This window comes from Arthrobacter sp. alpha11c, assembly GCF_054149985.1.
The window spans coordinates 2,451,253-2,472,629 of sequence record NZ_CP196747.1 but is presented as its reverse complement, the minus strand read 5'-3'; the positions used below and the strand labels follow the sequence as shown (position 1 = coordinate 2,472,629).

Here is a 21,377-nt window from a genome sequence, read left to right as displayed (position 1 = left end):
TCATTCGGACTGACGCTAAATGCAACCGATCTCAAAGGAGAGACGCAATGATGAGAAGCTCAGGCACTTTGACCGCCGTGGCCCTTGCCGCAGCACTACTGACAGGCTGCTCGAGCACCTCGGGCGACGCAGGCAACGACAAAGAAGATGGTCCAGTGGTATTGACGTACTGGGACTTTATGGACCCGAGCCAGAACAATCCGCGGGCCGCGGCGCTGAAGCAAAACATCGAGAACTTCGAGAAAGAAAATCCCAACATCGATGTCCAGTTGTCCACGGTATCTTTCGGAGACATGATCAGTAGGCTCCCGCAGGCGGCAGCAGCGGGCCAAACACCGGACGTCGTCAAAATGTTCGCCCCGGTGGTCCCGCAGATTGCTGCCGCCCAGGTCTATCAACCACTTCCGGACGAAGCTAAGCAGGTCACAGACTGGCTGCGCCCTGCAGACAAGCTGGCGGACAAGGACGGGAAGCAGGTAGCGGTGCCGTACGACTACCGGACCTGCACGCTGTACTACAACGACAAGACCCTCAAGCAGATCGGAGCGGCTGTCCCCACCACCTGGGACCAGGTGGCGGATGTCGCTGGAAAAGCAGCAGCCGCTGGCTACACAGGGTTCGGCACGGGCTTCTCCGGTGTCGATAACTCCGCGATCATCTCGACATTTTTTGATTGCTTCATGAGTGAGGTGGGACAGGACATCTCGGGTAAGGACGGCAAAGCCGCTTTCGACACCGACAAGGGTAGAGAATTCGCCGACTTCCTTGTCAAGCTCAAGAAGGCCGGAGGCATGTCAAACAGCGTTGTCGGCGACCAGTACTCCACCGTCACCGACGGCCTGCAGAACGGCACAGTTGCTATGGCGGTCCTTGGAACAGAACGCCTTCTGACACTGCAGAAGGCCAACCCGGACATCAAGTCCGCCACTCTTCCCAAGGCTTCGAATGGTTCGGACACGGGATCGACCTTCGGCTGGACCCTTGGCATTGGTGCGGGAAGCAAGCATGCAAAGGCGGCTTGGAAGTTCATTGAATACATGACCGGACCGAAGGCTGGGGCGTTGATGGCAACCGGAGGTGACGTACCCACTCGTTCCGCGACCTTCAAGGAGCCATACTTCAGCACGCCCGAAGCCAAGACCGTACTGGATGTGAGCAAGTTCGTTGAGGAACACAGCGAACCCCACACCTACCCGGACAACTGGATCGCCATTGCGAGTGGCCTCGCCGGCGCCGGCCAGGAGTTGTACCTCAACAACCGGTCAGCGGACGAATTCATGAAGATTGCCCAGGACGCGGCCAACAAGTGAGCCTCGTTCCCGACAGGAACATCGACGCAACTGCACTGGTCCCAGGAAAGCGAAACCCATGTCAGTGACACAAGCACACCGCACGGCGCGGAACATCACGCCCCCTGCCAGGTTAGCCCGGACAGACCGCACTGTATGGCTCTACGTCGTCCCGGTCGTAGCGGTCTTCCTCTTCGTTTTCGTCGGGCCCCTGATCTACACGGCCTGGACTGCCCTGCACGAAACCACGTACTACCAGATCAAAGAGTTCTCCGGGCTGAATTCATTCACGGAGCTCTTCTCAGACAAGGATCTACCAAAACAAATCGGTACCACTCTTGCCTTCTCACTTGGTGCGTTGGCAATCGCCCTGCCGCTGGGGTTTGCCTCTGCAGCGGTACTGAACAAGATCATCCGCTTCAAGCGGACGGTTCGAAGCCTGTTTCTGCTTCCTTGGCTGATGTCACAAGCCACCGTCGGCACCCTTTGGCTATGGTTCCTCAATCCCAACTATGGTCCGGGCACAGCAATCACCAAGGCTTTGGGCTTCGGCCCCACGGACGTGTTCTCATCGCCCGGTTCTGCCTTGGTGGCTGTAACCCTCATCACCGCATGGTGGTCCTATCCTCAGGCCATGGTTCTGTTCCTGGGTGCCCTGCAGACCGTTCCGAATGAACTTTACGAGAGCCTCCGCGTCGATGGGGGAAACGCCTGGCAGGGATTCATGAACATCACGCTACCCTTCCTCCGGAACACCATCGTCTCGGTCGTCGTCGTCCTGCTCATGCTCTATGTACAGATGGTGACCATCATCCTGGTCATTACGCGAGGCGGCCCGCTCGGCGGCACGGAAACCCTCTCCATGCGCGTATTCAACAAGACATTCCAAGACTTTGACCTCTCAGGAGCCTCGGCAACTGCCATCCTGCTCTTCGCTATCAACATCGCGCTGACCCTGGTAGCCATTCGCTTCCGACGGAAGGACACCCTGTGACTGCTGCAATCCCGGCCAAACGCCGACGTTCTGGGCAGGTTCTGCGGCGGGTACCCATCTGGGTAATCGTTGCTGTAACAGCAGCCCTTGTGCTGCCTCCAATCCTTTGGATTCTGTCGACCTCCCTGAAGACTGAAGCCAATACCGTGGCTTTCCCACCGGTGTGGATCCCGGCCCCATTCTCCTTCGACAGCTACGCCGGCCTGTTTACCTCCGCTAACGTTCGCTTCTTTGCGAACTCACTCATCTACGCCATTGGATCGATTGTTCTCGCCTTGGCAGTATGTGTACCTGCAGCGTACGTCGCCACCCGTTTCCGCGGCCGTCGTATGGAAAGCCTGATGACGGGCATTCTGGTGCTGTCTATGGTCCCGGGTGTTGTTGTCTTCATCGCGCTCTATTCCATGTTTGTCAAAACGTCCCTCATCAACAGCTACCCTCTGCTGATCCTGGTTTACACGGGGATAATCTGCGGGCAGACGATCCTGTTTCTTCGCAATTTCATCGAGAACATTCCGGTTGAGATCGAGGAAGCTGCGGCAATTGATGGCTGCAGTCGACTTCAGATACTTATACGGATTGTGTTGCCCCTGATCCGTCCGGGTATAGCGGCCGTCGCAATCTTCATCTTTGTGTTCGTCTGGAATGACTTCCTCGTTGGAACCGTCCTGGCAACCACCGAGGACATGAAGACCGTGCAGAACGGCATCGTCCGGTATATCTCAACCGGGTTCGGCAACTTCTGGGCTTCCTTCGGCGCCTTCGTTATCGTCGCGTTCATCCCCGTCCTGGGCATTTTCGTCGTATTCCAGCGCTGGTTCATCGCGGGATTGACCTCCGGTGGTGTCAAATCATGAGTGCACAGGCAACTGCTCCTCGTGTAGCAGTCGTCGGAGGGGCCGGCTGGGCAGGATCACGGCACGCGCGCGCATTCGCCGCGGCGGGGGCTGACGTCGCAGTCATTGTAGAGAAGGACGAGCGCGGCATTGCCCTCGCTCAGGAGCTAGGCGCACAGTTGGTGCCCAGTGCCCAGGAACTTGACCCTGAGCACCTGGACCTGGTCGTCGTGGCATTGCCCACTACCGTGCAGCCGCTCATAGTCGCAGATTTGCTGAACAGGGGATTCCGTGTGTTGACGGAAAAGCCGGTAGCTGCAGATGCCGAAGGCGCTGCGGTCATGGCTGCCGCTTCTGGTGTAAATGAGAGGCTTATGGTGGGGTACACGCTTCACCATCATCCCGCCGCCTCAATTGCCTCTCAATGGGTCAGGAACAATCATGTGATCGCTGTTTCTGTTCGTTCAGTCGCCCATAAAAAGGACATCAACTCATGGCGCGCTGACCCGAAGGAGGGTGGCGTCGCCGTCGTGAATGGCATTCACGCCATCGAACTGGTCTCATCATGGTTTGACGGTGACCCGAAAGTGCTGAGTACCAGTACCAGCAGCAGCCTGTACGGGTCCCCGGTGCCGGAGCATGTCATATCCGCCCTCGAATTTCCTGAGGGTGTCGTATTTACGATGCAAAGTTACTGGTCTCCCTGGCAGGAGCCGGAAGGTCTCAATCAGGGTGATTGGAGCCTCACCATCGATGTCCTGGCAACTACAGGCCGGCTGTTGTGGTCCAACGATTCAGTTCACATCTGGGACCGTGACGGTGCCCATTCCATGAACACTTTCGAGCCCTCGGATCTCTTCCTTCGCCAGGCAGAGGCGGCGCTGGAGTTCTGCGCGGGTGAAACTCCCGCAGTCGCGTTCGCTCAAGCACTCCGCGCTACAGAAATCGCCGATGCCCTCCTGGCAGCGGCAGGTTACGGCGCTAAGGATGTGGTCAGCCTGTAGCATCGCCAAAACGCAGACAATGGCACCGGCCGAACTGAGCAATACCAAGTAAGGATTGAAAATGAGCCTCAAAGACCAGGTGGTTTTGGTAACGGGATCGAGTGGGGGAATCGGCGACGCCGCCGTCAGCGCACTCACCGCGGCAGGCGCCGTCGTCATCGGCGGGGACCGGTCCCCTAAAGAGGGCCAATCGCTAAAGGAGTTCTACCCCCTCGACATCACGTCGGAAGAACAATGCGCGACCGTTGTTAAGGACATCGCGGCCAAATACGGTCGAGTAGATGTCCTCATCCATGCAGCCGGAGTGCTGGGCCCCACCCCCAACATCATGGAAACAACCACAGAGGAATTCGACTCAATTCTTAGGATCAACGCCACGGCGACCTTCACGATGGTGCGGGAAACCGCCAAGTCCATGCTTGAGTCCGGCACGGCCGGCGCCATCGTCGTCCTGTCCTCCGTCGCGGCCAAAGAAGCACGCCTCAATTACTTGCCGTACAACGCGAGCAAGCTCGCCGTTCTGCACATCATGTGGTCCTTCGCCGAACTGCTTGGGCCTGACGGCATCTCAGTCAACGCCATCGCCCCAGGCCCGGTGAACACACCCATGCGGGCACAGTTCGACAAGGATTCAGGCTCGGGAGCGGCTGCCAGCAGGGCAAAGAGGGCAGCCCAACTGCCGATGCGCCGGTTTGCCGAACCCGAGGAAGTCGCCCGCGCAATCCTTTTCCTTGCCGATCCGGACAACCGCTACATCACGGGAGTGTCCCTTGATGTGGCAGGGGGAGCGCATCTGGGAATCGGAACCTGAATCACCAAGCACGGGGCCTCACAAACCTTGAGGCCCCGTAAGGGCCCAGACCCTCCGCAATTAACAGGGAGCGAAGTGAAAGCCGAAATCAGACATCATCACACTGCCCTTCATGTCGCGGACCTGGAGCGTAGCGCACGGTTCTATGCCGACGGGCTCGGACTGCTCCGTTCGGAGGCTTGGACGTCAGGGTCCTACATAGGCGAACTCTTCGGCCGTCCGGGCGTAAAGGTCAGAGCGCTGCTCCTCACGACGCCTGACGGAACCTTTCAGTTGGAACTCGTCCAGGTCGAGGATCCTCCAACCGCCATTAACCCCACTGAGGCGCAGCCGGGAACGGCGCACCTTGCCTTCACGGGTGTTGATGTCCGGAAGGTGTTCGCTGAGATGACAGCGCTCGGATATGGCGCGTTGTCCGAACCGGTTAAGCCGGATTCCGGCCCAAACGCAGGGGGGGCTGCTGATCTACTTGCTCGACCCAGATGGTAACCGAGTGGAGCTCATTCAGGCGCCGGACTGGCAGGATCGCGACAAACCCTGACAAACAACACGCGCACTAAATCCGGAGCCTCTTAGGAGGTCGACCGAGAAGGGCCACAAATGAAAACGGGCCCTGAGCCTTATCGATAACGACGCTGGCCGTCGACGCGGTGAATGGCGACCTCGCCGCGTGCTCAAGACAACCTGACAGCGCCTGACTTGGCGGTATCGTCCTTGCCTAGTGCTGGTAGATGTCCCGCCGGTGGCCCAGGGCGACAACCAGGACGATCAGCTGCCCGTCCCGGATCTCGTAGATGATCCGGTAATCGCCGGTGCGCACGCGCCAGTCGCCGCTGCTTCCGGCGAGCTTCTTCGCCCCCGGCGGGCGCGGGGTTTCGGCGAGGAGTTCGATGGCGGCCTGGATCCGCCGGCGTGCATCGGGTGGGAGTTTGCGCAACTGCCGCAGCGCGGCTGGCGCGACCTGCACGGCATAGCTCACGCCAGGCCCAGTTCCGCCTTGACTTCCTCCCAAGGCACCGGGCCTTCGCCGGTGTCGGCCATTTCGGCCCGCGCCGCGTTCGCCGCCCGGAGGTCTTCCAGGTCTTCGGCGGCTTCAATCAGCGTGGCGAGGTCTTCGGCGTCGATTAGCGCCGCGACGCGGCGGCCACGGCGCAGCAGATACACCGGTTCATGGCTCACCCGGGCGGTATCGACTGCCTCCGAGAGCCGGCTCCGTGCGTCCGTCACAGTCATTTCGCTCATGCCCCAATCTTAGACTCGCTAGCGCTGAAATGTACATCAGCGCGGAAAGCGCCGAAACCACGATACTGGATGTTCCGTTTTTTCTGCCATGTCGTGGAGGAAATCCAAGTCCTTCGCTGAAGCGGGGGCCGGGACAGTTTCTATGGCAGCGCGCGCGTGTAGGCGGTGTGCACTGGCTTACCCTCGTCGATCCCTAGACCCCGCGCACAGCTTGCCCTATCGTTGGGGCATCAACGGTCGTTGGCCGGGCGAAGCTCCGCTGCGGAGGTAAAACATGGGTATCATTTCTTCCGGTTTCCGTGGACGACGGTCCGAGAATGCTGCGTTGCCTCCGGGCCAGCATGAAACGCAGGACTTTCCCGTCCTGACCGCTGGGCCTGCTCCGCTCATTCCCGCCGATGAATGGGAGTTCTTCATTACTGCGGAGGATGGCCAGCGGCTCTCGTGGTCCTGGGATGAGTTCATGGCCTTGCCGCAGGAGGAAATCACCCAAGACATTCATTGCGTGACCAGCTGGTCAAAACTGGGAACAACGTGGCGCGGAGTTTCAGTGGACACTCTTTTCGAAAACGTGGAGACCACGCGCGACTTCGCCACCGCCCATTCCTTTGGCGGTTACACAACCAATGTTCCGCTGTGGGATCTCCTGGGCGGTAAGGCCTGGGTGGCCTGGGAATTCGATCACGAACCTCTTGAACGGGCGCATGGCGGTCCCGCGCGGCTTTTGGTCCCGCATTTGTATTTCTGGAAGAGCGCCAAGTGGATTCATGGCTTGGAACTGACCGAGGAAGACGTTCCCGGTTTCTGGGAATCGAATGGCTATCACCTTCATGGCAATCCCTGGCGCGAGGAGCGGTACTCGTGAGGCCTTTGCCGTGAGTTCTGTATGGCGGGTCGCGGAAGTGGTGGGCGGGGAACTGGAAAACGCCACAGCCCGAACCATTAGGCTGCGCGTGGATGGTTTGATGGGATATCTGGCCGGGCAACACATTGATATCCGCCTCACCGCCGAGGACGGGTATACAGCCATCCGGTCTTACTCGGTGGCATCGGCAAGTGCGGATGAGCATCTGGAAATCACCGTTGATGAACTGCCCGACGGCGAAGTGTCACCTTACCTTGTCCGGGACCTGGCCGTGGGGGACCAGTTGGAAATCCGGGGACCGGTGGGCGGCTGGTTTGTCTGGCGGCCAGCCAATGCGAACCCGGTGCAGCTGATCGGGGGAGGGTCAGGTGTGGTGCCGTTGATGTCGATGATCCGTGCCCATCGGGCGTCCAACAGCGGGGCCCCTTTCAGGTTGCTCTATTCCCTCAAATCTCCGGATTCTTCGCTTTATCGGGACGAGCTGCACCGTTTGGATCAGGAATCAGCCAAGCTGATGGTCGATTACGCCTACACGCGTTCGACGCCGGAGGGCTGGCCGGCAGCGCCAGGTCGCCTTACTTCCGAGAGCCTTTTGGGCAAGATCTTCCCAACAGAGGAGAATCCGGATGTTTTTGTTTGCGGCCAGACAGTGTTTGTGGAGACCGTTGCGGACTGGCTTGTAATGGCCGGTTATCCGCCGGAGTCAATAAAGACCGAGCGGTTTGGCGGGACGGGAGGTATCCGGTGACCAGCACCGACGACTTCGCTGTCCCCGAGTCCGAATCCGTCCCCGAGTCCGAAGACCAGGACATTGCAGCAGCACCCCATGACCCGATTCCGTATGTAGACGGGAACGCCGCAGCCGGCGCCCTATCCGAAGTGTTCCGCATCGACATCATCGCGGCGCTGGGACGCTGCAGACACTGCGGTTCCGTCAGGGCTTTTGGCGAGGCCATGGTCTTCACCGACGCGCCCGGAATTGTGGTCCGGTGCCGCGACTGCCAGGGCGTGCTGCTGCGATTGGTCCAAACACCAACCAAATACTGGCTGGATTTGAGTGGTCTCAGCTACTTGGAGATCGACCGCGAAGAGTAGACGCCCGTTGCCTTGGCACCGCGAGCGGGGCCGCCTCACTGCCCAATCCTGGAAGATGTGAACTTTACCCATGCGCTGGCCAGGAGTCGGTCACCGGTTCTCCTAAGTCTGAATAGGAGTGAGCTTATTCCTATTTTCTGGCCAAAGTACGAATAACGGCGTCATTGGTGATGGCTTGTGACGATCCAGTGGCGAGCAGCGCGGGTTGCCACCGCAGAGACGCTCCGGCGCTTCTCGTCGTCGTCACGGTGGTGCTTGGTGTATTAGTTCACCGGGAGGCTGCGGGTTCCCACCCGTGAACGCGTCTGTCGAGCAGCAGCACCAGAACCAAGTTCCTGATTCGGCGCGCAGGGCTGCTAATCGTCGCGTGATGAGGAGCGTGTTGGCCGACTAGCCGACGTCGTAATCGTTTTGATGAGCCCTGGCGACAAAGTGCTCAACCCGGCGGTCCGGCACTAGCCAGATCAGCGCCACGACGGTGAAGACGGCGATCCCGAAAAGGGGCCCGATCGGGGTGACTGCGATGCCGACAGCATAGATCAGGGGGGACGCTTTGCCTTTCCAGTCGCGGCCGAGAGCCCGAGCCAGGGCCCCGTCCTTGCCTTGGGCGGCGATCAGGCGACGTTCCAGAATGTAGTACGCGATCGCAGCACACAGCAGGTTGATTCCATACAACAGGACGGGGACCTGCACGAAGCCGGACTCATCCATCCACCGTGTGGTGAAGGGGAAGAGCGACAGCCAGAACAATAGGTGCAAATTGGCCCAGAGGATCCCGCCGTTCACTCGACCGGCCAGGTGGATCATGTGGTGGTGGTTGTTCCAGTAGATCCCGACATACACGAAGCTCAGAAGGTAGCTGAAGAGAGTCGGCAGAACTGCGGCCACGCCCTCCCAGGTTGGTGCTTCCGGGGTGTGCAGCTCCAGGACCATGATGGTGATGATGATGGCCAGCACGCCGTCACTGAACGCCTCGAGCCGGTTTTTGTTCATCGGCCCCGGTCCCGTCGCACGTGGAACTGCTTTCGGCTCACCCTGTCATCAGCCATGGTCGGCTCCTCTGAAGGTCTGCACTGTCGGGGGCGACACGCACCTGGTCGCTAGAGTACACCCCGTCGCCGAGTGGCCCGCCAGCCCAAGATACAAACACCAGCGGAGGCCGCCTCTCGCATCACTTTGTGCTGCCACTCCTCGGTCCTGCAGAAAGCCTCGTGATCATCTCCGGTGCCTGGGGATATTCCTGGCTCACTTCTTGCTATCGGTCAGCCATGCGTCCAGTTCCTCATCAGTGGAGGAGTCAATCAGTTGTACTAAAGCCCAGTTGTCTCGATGGTTTGGGGCCGCGCGGAGGTGGTCCTCCCAGTCTTCGGCGTATTCACGGAGAGCATCGATTAGATCAATGGTCGCTTCTTCCAATGTCGTCCCCTCGGCCGCCAGGGGCAGGCCGGGCAGGAACATGCCCCAAACCCCGTCCTCGTTGACGACCTGCGCTTTTGCCGAAACGTTATTCACTAAGAATTCCTTGGACAATCTGGTGTTCACCACAGAGGCGGAGCTCCCTCCAAGCTCAATCATAAACAGGCTGCTGCCTACGCACGCATCTGGATGATCGTCTTCCCATTCCGTCGGGTGGCAGGGTTGAGGGCATTGAGCGCATCGTCGAATTCGCCGATGTTTCCGATGTTTGTCCGCAGCCGTCCATCTCGGATTCGCTGGACGATCTCGCCCAGCTGCGTACGATCCGATTCGACAACGAAATCCACTGCCAAGCCATCCCTAGGGCGGGCTTCAACCGGCCCGGTGATGCTTACCAGTGTTCCGCCGGGCCGGATCAGGGTCGCTGACTGCTTCTGGATGTCGCCCCCGATCACATCGAATACCAGGTCAACCTCGCCGATGTCTTCCAAGGTGTCATTGGCGAGGTCCACGAACTCGTGCGCTCCGAAATCAAGTGCCTTCTGTCGATCGGCAGTGCGTCCGGTGCCGATGACGTAGGCGCCGGCTTCACGTGCCAGCTGAGTCACCATCGTTCCGACTGCCCCGGCCGCGCCGTGCACCAGAAGGCTCTGCCCCGACTGGATGCGGCCATGGATAAACAACCCTTGCCATGCGGTCAGGCCAGAGATGGGCAGGCTCGCGCCAACTGTGAAGGCGACGTCCCCCGGCAGCGGTGCAAGGTTGCGTGCCTCCATCGCCACATACTCCGCCAAGGTCCCATCTCGGTGCCAGTCCGCAAGGCCAAACACTCGTTGACCCACCGTCAGCCCTGTGGTGCCATAGCCGAGCGAGGTTACGACGCCGGCCACCTCGTGCCCAATGATGGAGGGTGTCCGATCCCGGCCGGCTCGATCAGTCCAGGTCGAGGGCCACCCAACCTCAGTCGGGACGAATCCCGCGGCATGAATCTCAACAATGACGTCGTTTATCGATGCCGACGGCTGGGGCCGTTCCGCCATCCTCAGCCCGGCGATTCCGACGGACTGATCTGTCACAACAATCGCTTTCATCAAAAGCTCCCTCTACTCGATCCTGGCCTACACGGCGGTTTTACTTTTGTAGCTTTAGCAGCATCAATTTGTGGTACCAGAACGCGATCGCTGGGGAGACACGCTACGGCCAGCTAATGCAGGGTTTGCCTGCCTTGCGATAGTCCTACGTCACGGAGGCGTCGGTCAACGGGTCAGCGCCGCCTAACTGCCCACCCGCAAAGGCTCCGCGATCACCACAGGATGATCGCGGCCCACGTCCCCGGAGAAATCCGAATCGAAGAACTCCGCATTCGCCCTGACGTAGTCTGCCCATTCGTCAGGGACATCGTCCGCGTAATAGATCGCCTCCACGGGGCACACGGGATCGCATGCCCCGCAGTCAACGCACTCGGACGGGTGGATGTAGAGCGAGCGTTCGCCCTCGTAGATACAGTCCACCGGGCACTCGTCAATGCATGCCTTGTCCTTCACATCCACGCAGGGCTGTGCGATCACGTAGCTCATGGCGCACTAAACACCGGTGTAGACGGTCTTGCCCCAGGTGTAGAAGTCCAGGGCGGACCTGCCTTGCTCGCGGAAGGTGTTGGTGGAGGAATCCTTCACGCCGCCGAAGGGGACGTTCAGGTCCAGCCCGGCAGTTGGCCGGTTGATCTTCACCACGCCTGCCTGTGCCCTGGCAGCGAAGTCCGTGGCGAGGGCGAGAGAGTCCGTGCAGATGCCGGCGGTGAGGCCGTAGCGGGAATCGTTGACGGCGGCGAGGCCAGCTTCGTAGTCGGCCACTTCGAGAACCGCCACCACTGGACCGAAGATCTCTTCCGTGACGGCTGCGTCGTCGAACGGCAGCCCGGTGAGAATCGCCGCCGGGAAGAACAGCGGGCCGGTGGGGTCGCCGTCGTACTGTCCGCGCAGAAGTGTGGCGCCACGTTCGACGGCGGTACGCACCGCTGCCTGGTCCTGCTCGAATTGCTGCCTGCTCACCACCGCGCCCATTCGGGCGTCGCCATCAAGTCCGTCGCCGGTGGTGTAGGCGGCGGCCTCCTGAACCAAGGCCTCGAGGAAGGCGGAGCGGATGCCGGGCGTCACGTAGACGCGGGACGTCGCTGTGCACGCCTGGCCGGTCAGGCCGAATGCGCCAGCCGCTACTACCTGCGCAGCTTTGCGGGGGTCGGCGTCATCCAGCACCAGCACGCCATTTTTGCCGCCCATTTCGAGCTGGACGCGGGCGCGCCGGGCATTGAGGATCTCCTGCAGTCCAAGGCCAACATTGGTGGAACCCGTGAACGACAAGCCCGCAATGCGGGGATCCCGGGCCAGCGCATCACCGACCACGCGGCCCTTGCCGTGCACCACGTTGAACACGCCCGCGGGCAGTCCAGCGTCCTGCAGGGCGCGCGCCACGTGGTTGGTGGACAACGGAGTGAGCTCGGCCGGTTTGATCACCACGGCGTTGCCGCTGATCAGGGCAGGCGCGGTTTTCCATGCCGGAATGGCGATGGGGAAGTTCCAGGGCGTAATGAGTCCCACCACGCCCAGAGGTTCGCGACGCGTCGTGATGGTGGTGTCAGGCAGGCCGCTGGGCAGAACTTCGCCGGTTGCCGCCCAGCCCAGCGAGCCGAAGAAGCGCAGCACGTCCGAGGCACGCTTGACCTCACCCTTTGCCTCCGCGAGTGTCTTTCCTTCCTCACGGACCAGATCTTCGGCGATTGCGTGTTGGCGCTCGTTGAGCAGGTTTCCGGCCGCGATGAGGATGGCGCCCCGGGCTGGCGCGGGCAGAGCCGCCCATGACGGCTGGGCTGCGACGGCCGCGGTGATGGCGGCGTCCACGTCCTGGACGGTGCCGCTGGGTGAGAGCGCTGCGAGTTCGCCTGGCCGGGCCGGATTCATTCGCTGGGTGTCCGCGTCTCCGAGCCATTGGCCATTGATGAGGTGCTGGGCGGTAATCGTCTGCGCGTCGGTGATGGTCTGAGGGTCAATTGCTGTGGAAGTCATGATGTTCCTTAGGATTTGGGGAGGCAGGGGAGGCTAGAGGCTGCGGATCAGGCCGCCGTCGCACCTGAGCGCGACGCCGGTGATGTACGACGCCGGCGCGCTGCACAGGAAGGCGGCAGCGGCACCGAACTCAGCAGGTTCTCCATAGCGCCGGGCGGGGATGGTCTTGCGGGATTCGAGCTGGATGTCTTCCAGCGTGGTACCGCGTCGCTTGGCGGCGGCGTGGTCAAGTTGGGTGACCCGGTCGGTGGCGATGCGGCCTGGCAGGAGCAGGTTCACGGTGACCTCGTCCAGGGCAACTTCGGCAGCGAGGGTCTTGAGGTAACCGGCCAGGGCAGCACGTCCAGTGTTGGAGACGGCGAGGTTGGGAAGCGGGGCTGTTACGCCGCTGGATCCGATAGCCAGGATCCGGCCCCATCGCCGTTCCCGCATTCCGGGAAGCACGTGGGAAACCAAGGCGTGCTGCGGTTTGACCAACAGATCGAACGCCGCCGCGATGTCATCGGAGCTCAGTGTGGCTGCGGCGCCGGGTTTGGGGCCTGGGCCGTTGAGAACCAGGATGTCGATGGGTCCCAAGTCCGCGACAGTCTGTTCGACTGCCGATTCGATGCCCTCGGGCGTGGTCAGGTCAGCCTCGATCGCCACGGCGTCGAAGCCCTTGGTGACTATGCCGGAAGCACCGGAAGCCCAGGTACCAGTCCCATACGCGGCCTGCAGTTCAGCGACGATCTCCTTCGCACGGTCCCGACGACGGCCCACGATCGCCACGCGCACGCCTTCGGCAGCCAGGGCACGGGCCACGGCCAGGCCCAGCCCACCCGTGGAAGCAGCGACCAACGCTGTCTTGCCCGCAATTCCCAGATCCATCAGAAGCTCCTTACCGGGGCGGCGGCATTTTCAAGGGCCGACGCTGCCTCACGAAGATGTGTGCCCATACTCCCGCGCAGGGCTTCGGGGAAGCCCGCTGCAGGGGCGCGAACACCGGAGTCCTTGATGAGTCCCCGTTCGCGCAGGCACTCCTTGCGAATAGCCAGCGCCACCTTCGCTTGCTGCTCAAAGTTGATCAGCGGCAGATAGGGGAGCAGTTCGCGCTGGGCTGCTTCATAGCCATCCTGCTGCCATGCCCGCACACACGCTATGAGGGCTTCGGGGTACGAGAAACCAGTCATTGCGCCTGCTGCGCCGGCCATCAGTTCATCCAGCAGTCCCTGCCCGCCGAGGCCACCAAAGACCGAAACCCCGATGCCGGCACTCAGCTCCGCGATCGCGACGCTGGTGGGCGGCGCTTCGGCCTTGACTGCAACGACGAAGTCGCAAGAGGCCACCACCTTGATCAGTGCGGGTGTGGAGATAGTGACCCCACTCGCCAGCGGATAGTCCTGCAGGACCACCTTCGCGCCAGTTGCCCGGTGGATGGCATCCAAGTGCGCAATCACGGTCTCGGGTTTGGCCGAGTTAGCCTGCACCATCACAGCTGCCAGGCGTTCTCCGGCAACGTCCTGGGCAGCCCGGACTTCCTCGATGGCGGGCCTGGTAGCCAGGGCGGTCACGCCCACCACCAACGGCAGCGCAGTGCATTCGACGGCGGTTTCCAGCACTTGCCGGCGTTCCTCCACCGTCAGTGCGGCTGCTTCGCCGAAGACTCCCAACACAGTGAGTCCCGTGGCGCCGATGGCCTCGTAGTGCTCCACGAGCTCGGACAAACTGTCCAGGTCCACGTCCAGCGTGCTCCCTTGGAATGGTGTGGCAACAACGCCCCACACTCCAGGAGCCAAAGATTTATGGTTTAGGGATTCGGGCGCGACTGATGGCGGCATCGGTATCTCCTCTACTTCGTTCTAAATGGTTTTTGTTGGCGAGCCGGGTCAGTGGTCGTGCCGGATCGCTGAGCCGTTCAACGCCCCAGCCAGACGGGCGAGCGCTTTTCCTGGAAAGCACGCACGCCTTCAGCGGAGTCTTCACTGTCCAGCGCCGCCATAAGAGCCGGCAGTCGCAGGCCGCGCGCTTCCTTGGCCGTCAGGTGGGAAGTCTGAGTGACCATCTGCTTCACGGCGCGGACCGAGGTGGGTGCGCACGCAAGGACCTGGTCCACCCAACGCTGCACAGCGGCGTCGAGCTCATCTGCAGGAACTACCTCGTTGACCAGCCCCATGGATTGCATCTCGGCGGCGCCTGCCTTGCGGCCTGTCAGGAGCATCCCCATGGCCTGCGTATACGGGATCCGCCGCACCAACTGGTGGATGCCGCCGTCGAGCGCCAAACGCCCAACCCGAGGTTCCGTCAAGCCGAACTTCGCGGTGTCGGCTGCCACCACGATGTCGGCACCCAGCACAATTTCCATGCCGCCGCCAAGGGCGTAGCCGTTGACGCGGGCGATGACCGGGATGTCCAAGCTGGTGCGCAGGCTCAGGCCACCGAAGCCATTGGGATCCAGTCCGGCCCAATACTCCAGGCCGGTCTTGTCCACGGCCGACGCCGACATGTCAGCACCAACGCAGAAGGCACGGGACCCACCACCGGTGATGACAACCGCACGTACTGACGGGTCCTGCTCAAGCTGGGCCCAGATCTCGTTGAGCCGTGCATGGCTGGTGGCGTCGACGGCGTTGAGGACGTGTGGACGATCGATGACCACCGTTGCTACGTTGTTTTCGATGGTCAAAGTCACGGTATCCACCGGCGCCTCTACTGGTGCTTGAACTGCTGTCGCCGTCATCGCAGAACCCCCAGTTGCTGCAGGCGCTCGATCGTCTCCTGGTCGAAGCCGTTCTCCAGCAGGACCTCCACATTGTGCTCACCGAGTCGCGGCGCGGCGCGCCGGATGGTGGGCGGAGTAGCGGAGAGCCGGATGGGAGCGTTCAGCATACGGACAGTGCCGACGCCGGGGTGCTCTGCTTCCACGATCATCCCGTTGGCCTCTGTTTGCGCATCCGCCAACGCCTGTTCCAAGGTGTGCACGGGAGCGTTCAGCAGCCCCTGCTCCTCAAGCTGGTGTGTCCAATATTCAGTGGTATTGGTGGCGATGCGCTCGCGGAAGATGGCCTGCAGTGCGGGCTTGTTCTTGAATTGCTGCTCAAGGTTGGCGAACTCGGGACGCTGGGTGAGGTCTTCGTCCAGGCCAAGTGCTTCGGAGATCCTGGCCAGGGGATCGGGCGTGAAACCACCCACCATGCACACGGCGCCGTCGGTGGTTTCGAAGACACCGCTCAGCGGCATGGCGCCCCAGTTGACCTCATAGCCGCGGTTGAGCTGCATGCACGCTTCCTGCATCTGCAGGTGCAACATGGAGTCGTACATGGTCACCTCCACCTTCTGGCCCACCCCCGATGCCTCGCGTGTGCGCAGTGCCAGAAGGATGCCCTGCATGAGGTGCATGCCGGTGATGTAGTCGCACAGCGTGGTGGGGTAGATGGAGGGCTTGGTGTCATCGGACTCGCGGCGCCACATCACTCCGGAATATGCTTGCGCGATCGCGTCCTGGCCACCCTTGTGGGCATAGGGCCCCTCGGGGCCGAAACCCGTGCCAGAGGCCCAGATGATTCCCGGGTTCGCAGCTTTCAGGTCCTCGTAGCCGAAGCCCATCCGTTCCATGACTCCGGAGCGGAAGTTGCTGACCACCACGTCCGCGTCAGCCATGAGCCGGTGCAGCACCTCGCGCCCTTCGTCGGTACGCGTGTCCACGGAGACGCTGCGCTTGTTCCGGTTGATGGACAGGAAGATCGGGTTGTCCTGACCGTCCTGGTCCGGGAAGGAATTCCGCGAAATATCGCCTGCGCCGGGACGTTCCACCTTGATGATGTCTGCGCCATAATCGCCCAGGAGCTGGGTGCAGGACGGGCCCATGAACACCTGAGTGAAGTCCACGATCTTGATGCCGTCCAGCGGCAGCGGGGTAACTGCTGCAGCAGCTGAGGTGCCGGTGGCAGCGGCGGCAGGGGCCGACGTCGTGCTTTCAGTCTGGTCGAGGAGAACGGTGCTCATGCCGGCACCGCCACGTTGGAGTCCACGGTAGCGTTCGACGACGGGACGTCGCCTGGGTCTGCACCATGCCGGCGCATGCCCTGCTGGATATCCAGCGCGGAGACGTCGCGGACCAACACGTTGTTTTCCACGGCGAGGGCCGCAGCAACGCCGACGGCCTGTCCCATGGCCATGCAGGGCGGAATCTCGCGCGACATTTTCTGTGCCTCGGGGGTGGCGGAGTAGTGGCGGCCGGCGACCAGGAGCTGGTCCACTTCCTTGGGGAGCAGCGAGCGGTACGGGTAGTAGTAGTCACGGCCGCGGGCAACGGTGTCTGCGAAGTGGCGGCGCTGGGTGACGTCGTCCTTGGTCATGACGTACTCGCCCTGCAGGAGCCGGGTCTGGCGGACACCCATCTGGGAGGCGACGTCCAGCATGTAGCAGTTTTCGAAGCCAGGCAGGTTGGCTCGGACGTACTCCACGGCCTCGGAGATCCGGTCCCGGGCTGCGAACTCAGCAGCAGTCATGTCCGCGGGGTCAACGCCGTCGAATCCACTCATGTGTGGGGCGTTGCACCAGACCACGCCGTCGATGGGGGTCTTGAGCCACCAGAGTTCCCAGGCGCCGCCGAGGAGACGCTTGATCTTGCGGTTGATGGCCCGCGCTTCCTTGGGGTTGGCCTGTTCGAAGGCTTCGGCTGCCTTGGTGTTCACATTGCCGAGGCGGAAGACCAGCGTGGTGAGGTAGTTGTCCTTGGCATAGCTGGCGCCAGCGCGGGAGGCGACGTCAATGTCACCGGTGGTGTCGATCACGACGTCGGCCGTGAACGCCTGCGGACCGAGTTTCGTTTCGCAGATGACGCCCTTGATCACGCCGTTGTCCACGATGGGACGGGAGAACCAGGAGTGCAGGCGGAGGTCCACGCCGGCCTCCCGAACGAGGTCGTTTGAGACCCGCTTCCAGCCGTCGGGATCGAAAGCCGCGGCGTAGCAGATGGGCTTGGGGTTGGTGTGCGAGTGGAAATCGAAGGTGCCGTAGCGGCCCCACTTGTTCCAGAGTTCCTCGGAGGTCTTGCGGTCATCGGCGGGCGGGACGATTGCCAGGCCAAGCTTCTGCAAGCGCTCCACGTACTCGGAGACGATGCCGGTGACGGTGATTTCCTGGCCGTTGATCATGTCATCGAGAACCAGGACCATACCGCCGGAAGCGAGTCCGCCCAAGGATGAGTAGCGTTCCAGGAGCGTGACTTTTGCTCCTGAGCGGGCGGCGGTAACCGCTGCGGCGACGCCTGCGGGACCACCGCCGACTACCAGGACGTCCGATCGTGAGATGACCGGCGCGGTGAGGTCCGCCGTCGTAGTGCTGAATTCAAGGGTATTCATGGGAAGTTCCTTACTTTCCGACGAAGATGCCGTTGGAGCGGCGTGCGGCGAGGTAGAAAACGATGCTGAGGATAGAGAGGACGGCCACGTAGACCGGGAAGATCCAGGTGAGGTTCAGGGACTGGAACCAGACCAGAAGGTAGGAGGCGGTGCCACCGAAGAGTGCCACGCCAATGCCATAGCCCAGGGCCACGCCGGTGCCGCGGATGTTCTTAGGCATCAGGGAGGAGCTGACCACGTTATAGAGGGTCATGTTCAAGACCAGGACGATCGAGCCGCCCAAGAGGACTGCTGCGAATCCGCCAATGCCCGGCTGGACGTACATCAGCATGAGGAACACGGATGGGATGGCGAGGATGCGGGTCACCAGGAACCAGCGGGACATTGCTTTGCCGTCGGCCAGCTTGCCGATGATCCAACTGCCCACTACGAGGATGACGGCCAGGATGGTGGTGAGGGCGAAGACCGCGGTGGGATCTTCCTTGAAACCGCTGCGTGCTGCGGTGGGAAGGCCAACGTTCCAGGCGTAGTTGTAGGCCTGTGCTGCACCCACCACGAAGATGATGGCAAGGACGGAGAGCCAGTGCTTACGGACTCCGGACCACACGGCACGCGGCGTGTTCGTGGCCATTTCCTCGGCCTTGAGGGTTTCCGGCAGGGAGCGGCGGAGGTAGAGAACCACAAAACCGAAAGCAGCGCCGATAATGAACGGTACGCGCCAGCCCCAATCGGCCATGGCTGCGCCGCCGAGGACAAGGCTGCAAAGGAAGCTCACCAGCGAGGCCAGCAGGATGCCGATGTTCACGTAGAAGGACATGATGCCGGCTACGTAGCCTTCGCGGCCTTCCGGAGCGAGCTCAACGGCGTGGGAGGTGGAGAGCGGGGCTTCGATTCCTGTGGAGATACCTTGCAGGACGCGGCACACCAGCAGGATGATGCCGGCCCACGCGCCGATAGTGGCGTAGTTGGGCGTGATGGCAATGATCAGCGTAGTGCCGGCCATGAGCATGATGGACAAGAGCATGACCCGACGCCGGCCGATCCGGTCTGCGAGCGTCCCCAGCAGAATGCCGCCCAAGGGACGGAAGGCGAACCCGACGGCGAACACGGCCAGTGCGTTCAGGGTGGCGGAGAGTGGCTCTGTGTTGGGGAAGAAGTTCGGTCCGATGAAGGCTGACAGGAGGCCGAAGACCATCCAGTCGAACCATTCAAGGGCGTTGCCAAGGCCCAGGCCCAACAGTCCTTTGCGGACCTGCGGAGTGAACTTTGGGTTTTTTATGGGGGAGGAGTGGCTGGAGCTTGGTGACGGGACGGCGTTGTCCGTCGTTTGGGTGTTGAGCATGGAAGTGTCCTTACGCTGACGCCCCGGAGGGCGTGGGAGGGTATGACGCAGGAACGCCTGTTGGAGGAGGCGCATTGTGCGAAAGTGGCAAGGATTGTCTGCGGCCACGGTTCGTGTCCGGACAGTTAAGGGAAAACGCTGGCGCCGTTGAGGGGCAGCAGTGTTACCACGCGTGTGGTGCGTTGACCCAGATGGCTACGCATACCTCTTCGTAGCTGTTCTTGTACCAGTGGGGGATCTCTGAGGAGTAGGTGATTGAGTCGCCCTCTTCGAGGCTGTAGCAGACGCCGTCGAGATAGACGTCCTTACGGCCGGAGATGATGTAGCAGAACTCTTCACCGCTGTGGGTAAAAGGGGTTGCGCTGGTGTCGTGCCCTGGGGGCGTGCTGATCCATTGCGCTTCGATGCTTCCGTCGCGGTTGGGAGTCAGCAGTTCGTGTACGGCTTCGCCCACGGATTCACGGGTGACGTTCTTTAGGTTGCGTCGCTCGGATCTGCGGACCACGGGTGAGGTGGATTGGTCCTGGCCAATGAAGAATCTCCCTACGGGGATATCCAGGCCGTGGGCCAATTGGGCGAGGGTGGTGAAGGAAGGGTTGGCCATTCCGCGTTCGATTTGGCTGACGATCGCCTGGCTGAGGCCGGTGATGTCCGAGAGCTGGGCGAGGGTCATGCCCTTTGCCTTGCGCATGGTGCGCACCTTGTTCCCCACAGTTGCCAGCAGTTCGCTGGTGGCTGGCGGTGCAGGAGTCTCGGTAGTCATTGCCGCATCCTTCGTTGGTGAGCTAACTCACACAACTATAGTGAAGATTTTTAGCGAGTCAATGGTTTTCTTTATTTTCGTGAAGATCTTTACGAAAGTGAGGGTTGGAGTTCGCAAATCGTGCCGAACACGAAGGCCTCGATTGTCTGCACTAGCGGCCTAAGTTCTTGAAGGTGCCCGGCGTTGGGGAGGAGTCTGATGCTGATTTCCAATTCGGTGGCCAAGCGGCGCATGCAGATGGCGCCCACCATGTGGCTTGATGTCTTCAGGCTCAGCACCGCGTCCATGGCGTCTTCCATGTCAAGGTTGTTCAGTGCGACATTCAGGCGGTCCACCCGCCACGGCAGCAGGTCTATGTAGTTGCGGACAAACCTGGTGACGATGGATCGGTCTCCGCCAAGTTCCGCCTGGAGTCCGGCGAGAACGGTGGGATCAACCAGTGATTCTGTGCACTCGTCATACTCAGACACCAAACCCCTCCCGCCTCCGAACAATAGATGCACGATTCAACAGTAGGTCCCGGGGAACTACTGCAACGCCGGAAATCGAAAGCTTGATCCAATCTTGAGCGGACTCAGAGGGAGTCTTGATCGAAGCCCCCGAAAGTAAGTAAAGGAAATGGAGTAATCGCCGAATCGGGGGGATCAAGGCGTGGATACAGGAATGGAATTCAGCATGAACGATGGTGTTCGGCCCTCGGCGGGCCTCATGGTCATCATCGTGTTGTGCCTGACGGTGCTGCTGGGTATCGGTGGAACGTCAGCGTATGCGTTGTGGGAGCAAGGCTCCCACGCCAGCACCGATCACTCGGACTCCGCTGGGTCTGCCGGGACTGCCGGCTCCAGAGCCCCGTAGGGCGAACTGCCCTCCACGTACCCCTCCAAGAACGCTGTCAGCCGTTCTTCGAGGACTGAGCTGTCCCTCAACTCGCACTCCCACACCGTCAGCACGTCCCAACCGGCAGCGCGCAGCTGTTCCCTCTGTACCAGATCGCGTTCACGGGTCCTCGCGCGCTTGGTCTCCCAGAAGTCGGCATTGGCCGTGGGGGAGTGCAGGCCAACCTTGCAGTCATGGAAATGCCAGAAGCAGCCGTTGACGAAAATGACTTTGCGGCGGCTGGAGAACACCAAATCGGGCCGGCCCGGCAGCTTGCTCCCACCAGCTTGACCATGCAGCCTATAGCGATACCCCTTGGCATGCAGGAGTTTCCGGACCAGTAACTCGGGCTTGGTGTTTTTGCCCCTGATCCTGGACATGTTTCGGCTGCGCTGCTCCGGCGTCAGCAAGTCCCGGCTCTCGCCCATACAGTCCAGCCT

Annotated in this window: 25 protein-coding genes; 9 read left to right on the top strand and 16 right to left on the bottom strand. The window is 61.4% G+C overall.

The features are described from left to right. Positions 1-47 precede the first annotated feature (47 nt). From ACTAQJ_RS11225 to ACTAQJ_RS11200, 6 genes are all read left to right on the top strand, one after another. A complete protein-coding gene (locus tag ACTAQJ_RS11225) occupies positions 48-1,310 on the top strand; it encodes an ABC transporter substrate-binding protein (protein WP_498702077.1) in 1,263 nt (420 codons plus the stop codon). A 58-nt stretch (positions 1,311-1,368) separates the two neighbouring features. Then, a complete protein-coding gene (locus tag ACTAQJ_RS11220; protein WP_431118737.1) occupies positions 1,369-2,283 on the top strand; it encodes a carbohydrate ABC transporter permease in 915 nt (304 codons plus the stop codon). Further along, positions 2,280-3,140, top strand: a complete 861-nt coding sequence (locus ACTAQJ_RS11215; protein WP_498702076.1) for a carbohydrate ABC transporter permease — start codon at positions 2,280-2,282, stop codon at positions 3,138-3,140. The genes ACTAQJ_RS11220 and ACTAQJ_RS11215 overlap by 4 nt, the downstream gene beginning before the upstream one ends. Next, the gene (locus tag ACTAQJ_RS11210) at positions 3,137-4,123 is read left to right on the top strand and encodes a Gfo/Idh/MocA family protein (RefSeq protein WP_498702075.1); all 987 of its coding nucleotides are present in this window, start codon (positions 3,137-3,139) and stop codon (positions 4,121-4,123) included. The genes ACTAQJ_RS11215 and ACTAQJ_RS11210 overlap by 4 nt, the downstream gene beginning before the upstream one ends. Positions 4,124-4,184: 61 nt before the next feature. Further along, positions 4,185-4,934: an SDR family NAD(P)-dependent oxidoreductase gene (locus ACTAQJ_RS11205; RefSeq protein ID WP_498702074.1), complete on the top strand. Its 750-nt coding sequence runs from the start codon at positions 4,185-4,187 to the stop codon at positions 4,932-4,934. A 75-nt stretch (positions 4,935-5,009) separates the two neighbouring features. Beyond that, a complete protein-coding gene (locus ACTAQJ_RS11200) occupies positions 5,010-5,423 on the top strand; it encodes a VOC family protein (protein WP_498702073.1) in 414 nt (137 codons plus the stop codon). Positions 5,424-5,652: 229 nt separating this feature from the next. Here the strand turns inward: ACTAQJ_RS11200 and ACTAQJ_RS11195 are convergent, their stop codons facing one another. Together ACTAQJ_RS11195 and ACTAQJ_RS11190 are read right to left on the bottom strand one after the other, a co-directional pair. Beyond that, on the bottom strand, positions 5,653-5,913 hold the full coding sequence (locus tag ACTAQJ_RS11195) for a type II toxin-antitoxin system RelE family toxin (protein WP_442003647.1): 261 nt from the start codon (positions 5,911-5,913) through the stop codon (positions 5,653-5,655). Next, the gene (locus ACTAQJ_RS11190; protein WP_442003648.1) at positions 5,910-6,176 is read right to left on the bottom strand and encodes a type II toxin-antitoxin system Phd/YefM family antitoxin; all 267 of its coding nucleotides are present in this window, start codon (positions 6,174-6,176) and stop codon (positions 5,910-5,912) included. The genes ACTAQJ_RS11195 and ACTAQJ_RS11190 overlap by 4 nt, the downstream gene beginning before the upstream one ends. A gap of 274 nt (positions 6,177-6,450) precedes the next feature. Between ACTAQJ_RS11190 and ACTAQJ_RS11185 the strand changes: the two genes are divergently transcribed. From ACTAQJ_RS11185 to ACTAQJ_RS11175, 3 genes are read left to right on the top strand one after another with little or no spacing between them, the layout of a single operon-like run. Further along, a complete protein-coding gene (locus ACTAQJ_RS11185) occupies positions 6,451-7,041 on the top strand; it encodes a molybdopterin-dependent oxidoreductase (RefSeq protein ID WP_498702072.1) in 591 nt (196 codons plus the stop codon). A 10-nt stretch (positions 7,042-7,051) separates the two neighbouring features. Next, positions 7,052-7,789 carry a ferredoxin reductase gene (locus tag ACTAQJ_RS11180; protein WP_498702071.1) on the top strand — a complete coding sequence of 246 codons (738 nt, stop codon included), beginning with the start codon at positions 7,052-7,054 and terminating at the stop codon, positions 7,787-7,789. Beyond that, positions 7,786-8,136 carry a DUF6510 family protein gene (locus tag ACTAQJ_RS11175; protein WP_498702070.1) on the top strand — a complete coding sequence of 117 codons (351 nt, stop codon included), beginning with the start codon at positions 7,786-7,788 and terminating at the stop codon, positions 8,134-8,136. The genes ACTAQJ_RS11180 and ACTAQJ_RS11175 overlap by 4 nt, the downstream gene beginning before the upstream one ends. A 390-nt stretch (positions 8,137-8,526) precedes the next feature. Here the strand turns inward: ACTAQJ_RS11175 and ACTAQJ_RS11170 are convergent, their stop codons facing one another. The 14 genes from ACTAQJ_RS11170 to ACTAQJ_RS11105 form a co-directional block, all read right to left on the bottom strand. Further along, positions 8,527-9,129: a TMEM175 family protein gene (locus tag ACTAQJ_RS11170; protein ID WP_498702069.1), complete on the bottom strand. Its 603-nt coding sequence runs from the start codon at positions 9,127-9,129 to the stop codon at positions 8,527-8,529. Between the two features lie 252 nt (positions 9,130-9,381). Further along, positions 9,382-9,648 (bottom strand): type II toxin-antitoxin system HicB family antitoxin, encoded by a 267-nt coding sequence (locus ACTAQJ_RS11165; RefSeq protein WP_498702068.1) that lies wholly within the window; start codon positions 9,646-9,648, stop codon positions 9,382-9,384. 77 nt (positions 9,649-9,725) lie between these two features. Then, positions 9,726-10,643 (bottom strand): NADP-dependent oxidoreductase, encoded by a 918-nt coding sequence (locus ACTAQJ_RS11160; RefSeq protein ID WP_498702067.1) that lies wholly within the window; start codon positions 10,641-10,643, stop codon positions 9,726-9,728. Between the two features lie 183 nt (positions 10,644-10,826). Then, positions 10,827-11,129, bottom strand: coding sequence for a ferredoxin (gene fdxA, locus ACTAQJ_RS11155; protein WP_498702066.1), 303 nt, complete (start codon positions 11,127-11,129; stop codon positions 10,827-10,829). Positions 11,130-11,135: 6 nt separating this feature from the next. Continuing rightward, positions 11,136-12,614 carry an aldehyde dehydrogenase family protein gene (locus ACTAQJ_RS11150; protein ID WP_498702065.1) on the bottom strand — a complete coding sequence of 493 codons (1,479 nt, stop codon included), beginning with the start codon at positions 12,612-12,614 and terminating at the stop codon, positions 11,136-11,138. Positions 12,615-12,647: 33 nt separating this feature from the next. Then, positions 12,648-13,481, bottom strand: coding sequence for an SDR family oxidoreductase (locus ACTAQJ_RS11145; protein ID WP_498702064.1), 834 nt, complete (start codon positions 13,479-13,481; stop codon positions 12,648-12,650). Next, positions 13,481-14,431 carry a dihydrodipicolinate synthase family protein gene (locus tag ACTAQJ_RS11140; protein ID WP_498702063.1) on the bottom strand — a complete coding sequence of 317 codons (951 nt, stop codon included), beginning with the start codon at positions 14,429-14,431 and terminating at the stop codon, positions 13,481-13,483. Before ACTAQJ_RS11140 ends, ACTAQJ_RS11145 begins: the two co-directional genes overlap by 1 nt. Before the next feature lie 77 nt (positions 14,432-14,508). Beyond that, entirely contained in the window at positions 14,509-15,330 is an 822-nt protein-coding gene (locus ACTAQJ_RS11135; protein ID WP_498702062.1) for an enoyl-CoA hydratase-related protein, read from the bottom strand. Continuing rightward, positions 15,327-16,595, bottom strand: coding sequence for a CaiB/BaiF CoA transferase family protein (locus ACTAQJ_RS11130; protein WP_498702061.1), 1,269 nt, complete (start codon positions 16,593-16,595; stop codon positions 15,327-15,329). The genes ACTAQJ_RS11135 and ACTAQJ_RS11130 overlap by 4 nt, the downstream gene beginning before the upstream one ends. Beyond that, a complete protein-coding gene (locus ACTAQJ_RS11125) occupies positions 16,592-17,956 on the bottom strand; it encodes an FAD-dependent oxidoreductase (RefSeq protein ID WP_498702060.1) in 1,365 nt (454 codons plus the stop codon). The genes ACTAQJ_RS11130 and ACTAQJ_RS11125 overlap by 4 nt, the downstream gene beginning before the upstream one ends. A gap of 10 nt (positions 17,957-17,966) precedes the next feature. After that, positions 17,967-19,298, bottom strand: coding sequence for an MFS transporter (locus ACTAQJ_RS11120; RefSeq protein WP_498702059.1), 1,332 nt, complete (start codon positions 19,296-19,298; stop codon positions 17,967-17,969). A gap of 163 nt (positions 19,299-19,461) precedes the next feature. After that, positions 19,462-20,061: a helix-turn-helix domain-containing protein gene (locus ACTAQJ_RS11115; protein ID WP_223936112.1), complete on the bottom strand. Its 600-nt coding sequence runs from the start codon at positions 20,059-20,061 to the stop codon at positions 19,462-19,464. An 89-nt stretch (positions 20,062-20,150) separates the two neighbouring features. Next, positions 20,151-20,531 (bottom strand): Hpt domain-containing protein, encoded by a 381-nt coding sequence (locus ACTAQJ_RS11110; RefSeq protein ID WP_498702058.1) that lies wholly within the window; start codon positions 20,529-20,531, stop codon positions 20,151-20,153. A 333-nt stretch (positions 20,532-20,864) separates the two neighbouring features. Further along, on the bottom strand, positions 20,865-21,365 hold the full coding sequence (locus tag ACTAQJ_RS11105) for a very short patch repair endonuclease (protein WP_498702057.1): 501 nt from the start codon (positions 21,363-21,365) through the stop codon (positions 20,865-20,867). Between the last annotated feature and the right edge of the window lie 12 nt (positions 21,366-21,377).

Bases quoted from the DNA above. Each gene is read 5' to 3' on its own strand.
- ACTAQJ_RS11220 (WP_431118737.1), top strand. From the start codon at position 1,369: ATGTCAGTGACACAAGCACACCGCACGGCGCGGAACATCACGCCCCCT.
- ACTAQJ_RS11145 (WP_498702064.1), bottom strand. From the start codon at position 13,481: ATGGATCTGGGAATTGCGGGCAAGACAGCGTTGGTCGCTGCTTCCACG.
- ACTAQJ_RS11120 (WP_498702059.1), bottom strand. From the start codon at position 19,298: ATGCTCAACACCCAAACGACGGACAACGCCGTCCCGTCACCAAGCTCC.
- ACTAQJ_RS11185 (WP_498702072.1), top strand. From the start codon at position 6,451: ATGGGTATCATTTCTTCCGGTTTCCGTGGACGACGGTCCGAGAATGCT.
- ACTAQJ_RS11105 (WP_498702057.1), bottom strand. From the start codon at position 21,365: ATGGGCGAGAGCCGGGACTTGCTGACGCCGGAGCAGCGCAGCCGAAAC.
- ACTAQJ_RS11225 (WP_498702077.1), top strand. From the start codon at position 48: ATGATGAGAAGCTCAGGCACTTTGACCGCCGTGGCCCTTGCCGCAGCA.
- ACTAQJ_RS11125 (WP_498702060.1), bottom strand. From the start codon at position 17,956: ATGAATACCCTTGAATTCAGCACTACGACGGCGGACCTCACCGCGCCG.
- ACTAQJ_RS11205 (WP_498702074.1), top strand. From the start codon at position 4,185: ATGAGCCTCAAAGACCAGGTGGTTTTGGTAACGGGATCGAGTGGGGGA.
- ACTAQJ_RS11160 (WP_498702067.1), bottom strand. From the start codon at position 10,643: ATGAAAGCGATTGTTGTGACAGATCAGTCCGTCGGAATCGCCGGGCTG.
- ACTAQJ_RS11115 (WP_223936112.1), bottom strand. From the start codon at position 20,061: ATGACTACCGAGACTCCTGCACCGCCAGCCACCAGCGAACTGCTGGCA.
- ACTAQJ_RS11130 (WP_498702061.1), bottom strand. From the start codon at position 16,595: ATGAGCACCGTTCTCCTCGACCAGACTGAAAGCACGACGTCGGCCCCT.
- ACTAQJ_RS11150 (WP_498702065.1), bottom strand. From the start codon at position 12,614: ATGACTTCCACAGCAATTGACCCTCAGACCATCACCGACGCGCAGACG.
- ACTAQJ_RS11190 (WP_442003648.1), bottom strand. From the start codon at position 6,176: ATGAGCGAAATGACTGTGACGGACGCACGGAGCCGGCTCTCGGAGGCA.
- fdxA (WP_498702066.1), bottom strand. From the start codon at position 11,129: ATGAGCTACGTGATCGCACAGCCCTGCGTGGATGTGAAGGACAAGGCA.
- ACTAQJ_RS11170 (WP_498702069.1), bottom strand. From the start codon at position 9,129: ATGAACAAAAACCGGCTCGAGGCGTTCAGTGACGGCGTGCTGGCCATC.
- ACTAQJ_RS11135 (WP_498702062.1), bottom strand. From the start codon at position 15,330: ATGACGGCGACAGCAGTTCAAGCACCAGTAGAGGCGCCGGTGGATACC.
- ACTAQJ_RS11210 (WP_498702075.1), top strand. From the start codon at position 3,137: ATGAGTGCACAGGCAACTGCTCCTCGTGTAGCAGTCGTCGGAGGGGCC.
- ACTAQJ_RS11140 (WP_498702063.1), bottom strand. From the start codon at position 14,431: ATGCCGCCATCAGTCGCGCCCGAATCCCTAAACCATAAATCTTTGGCT.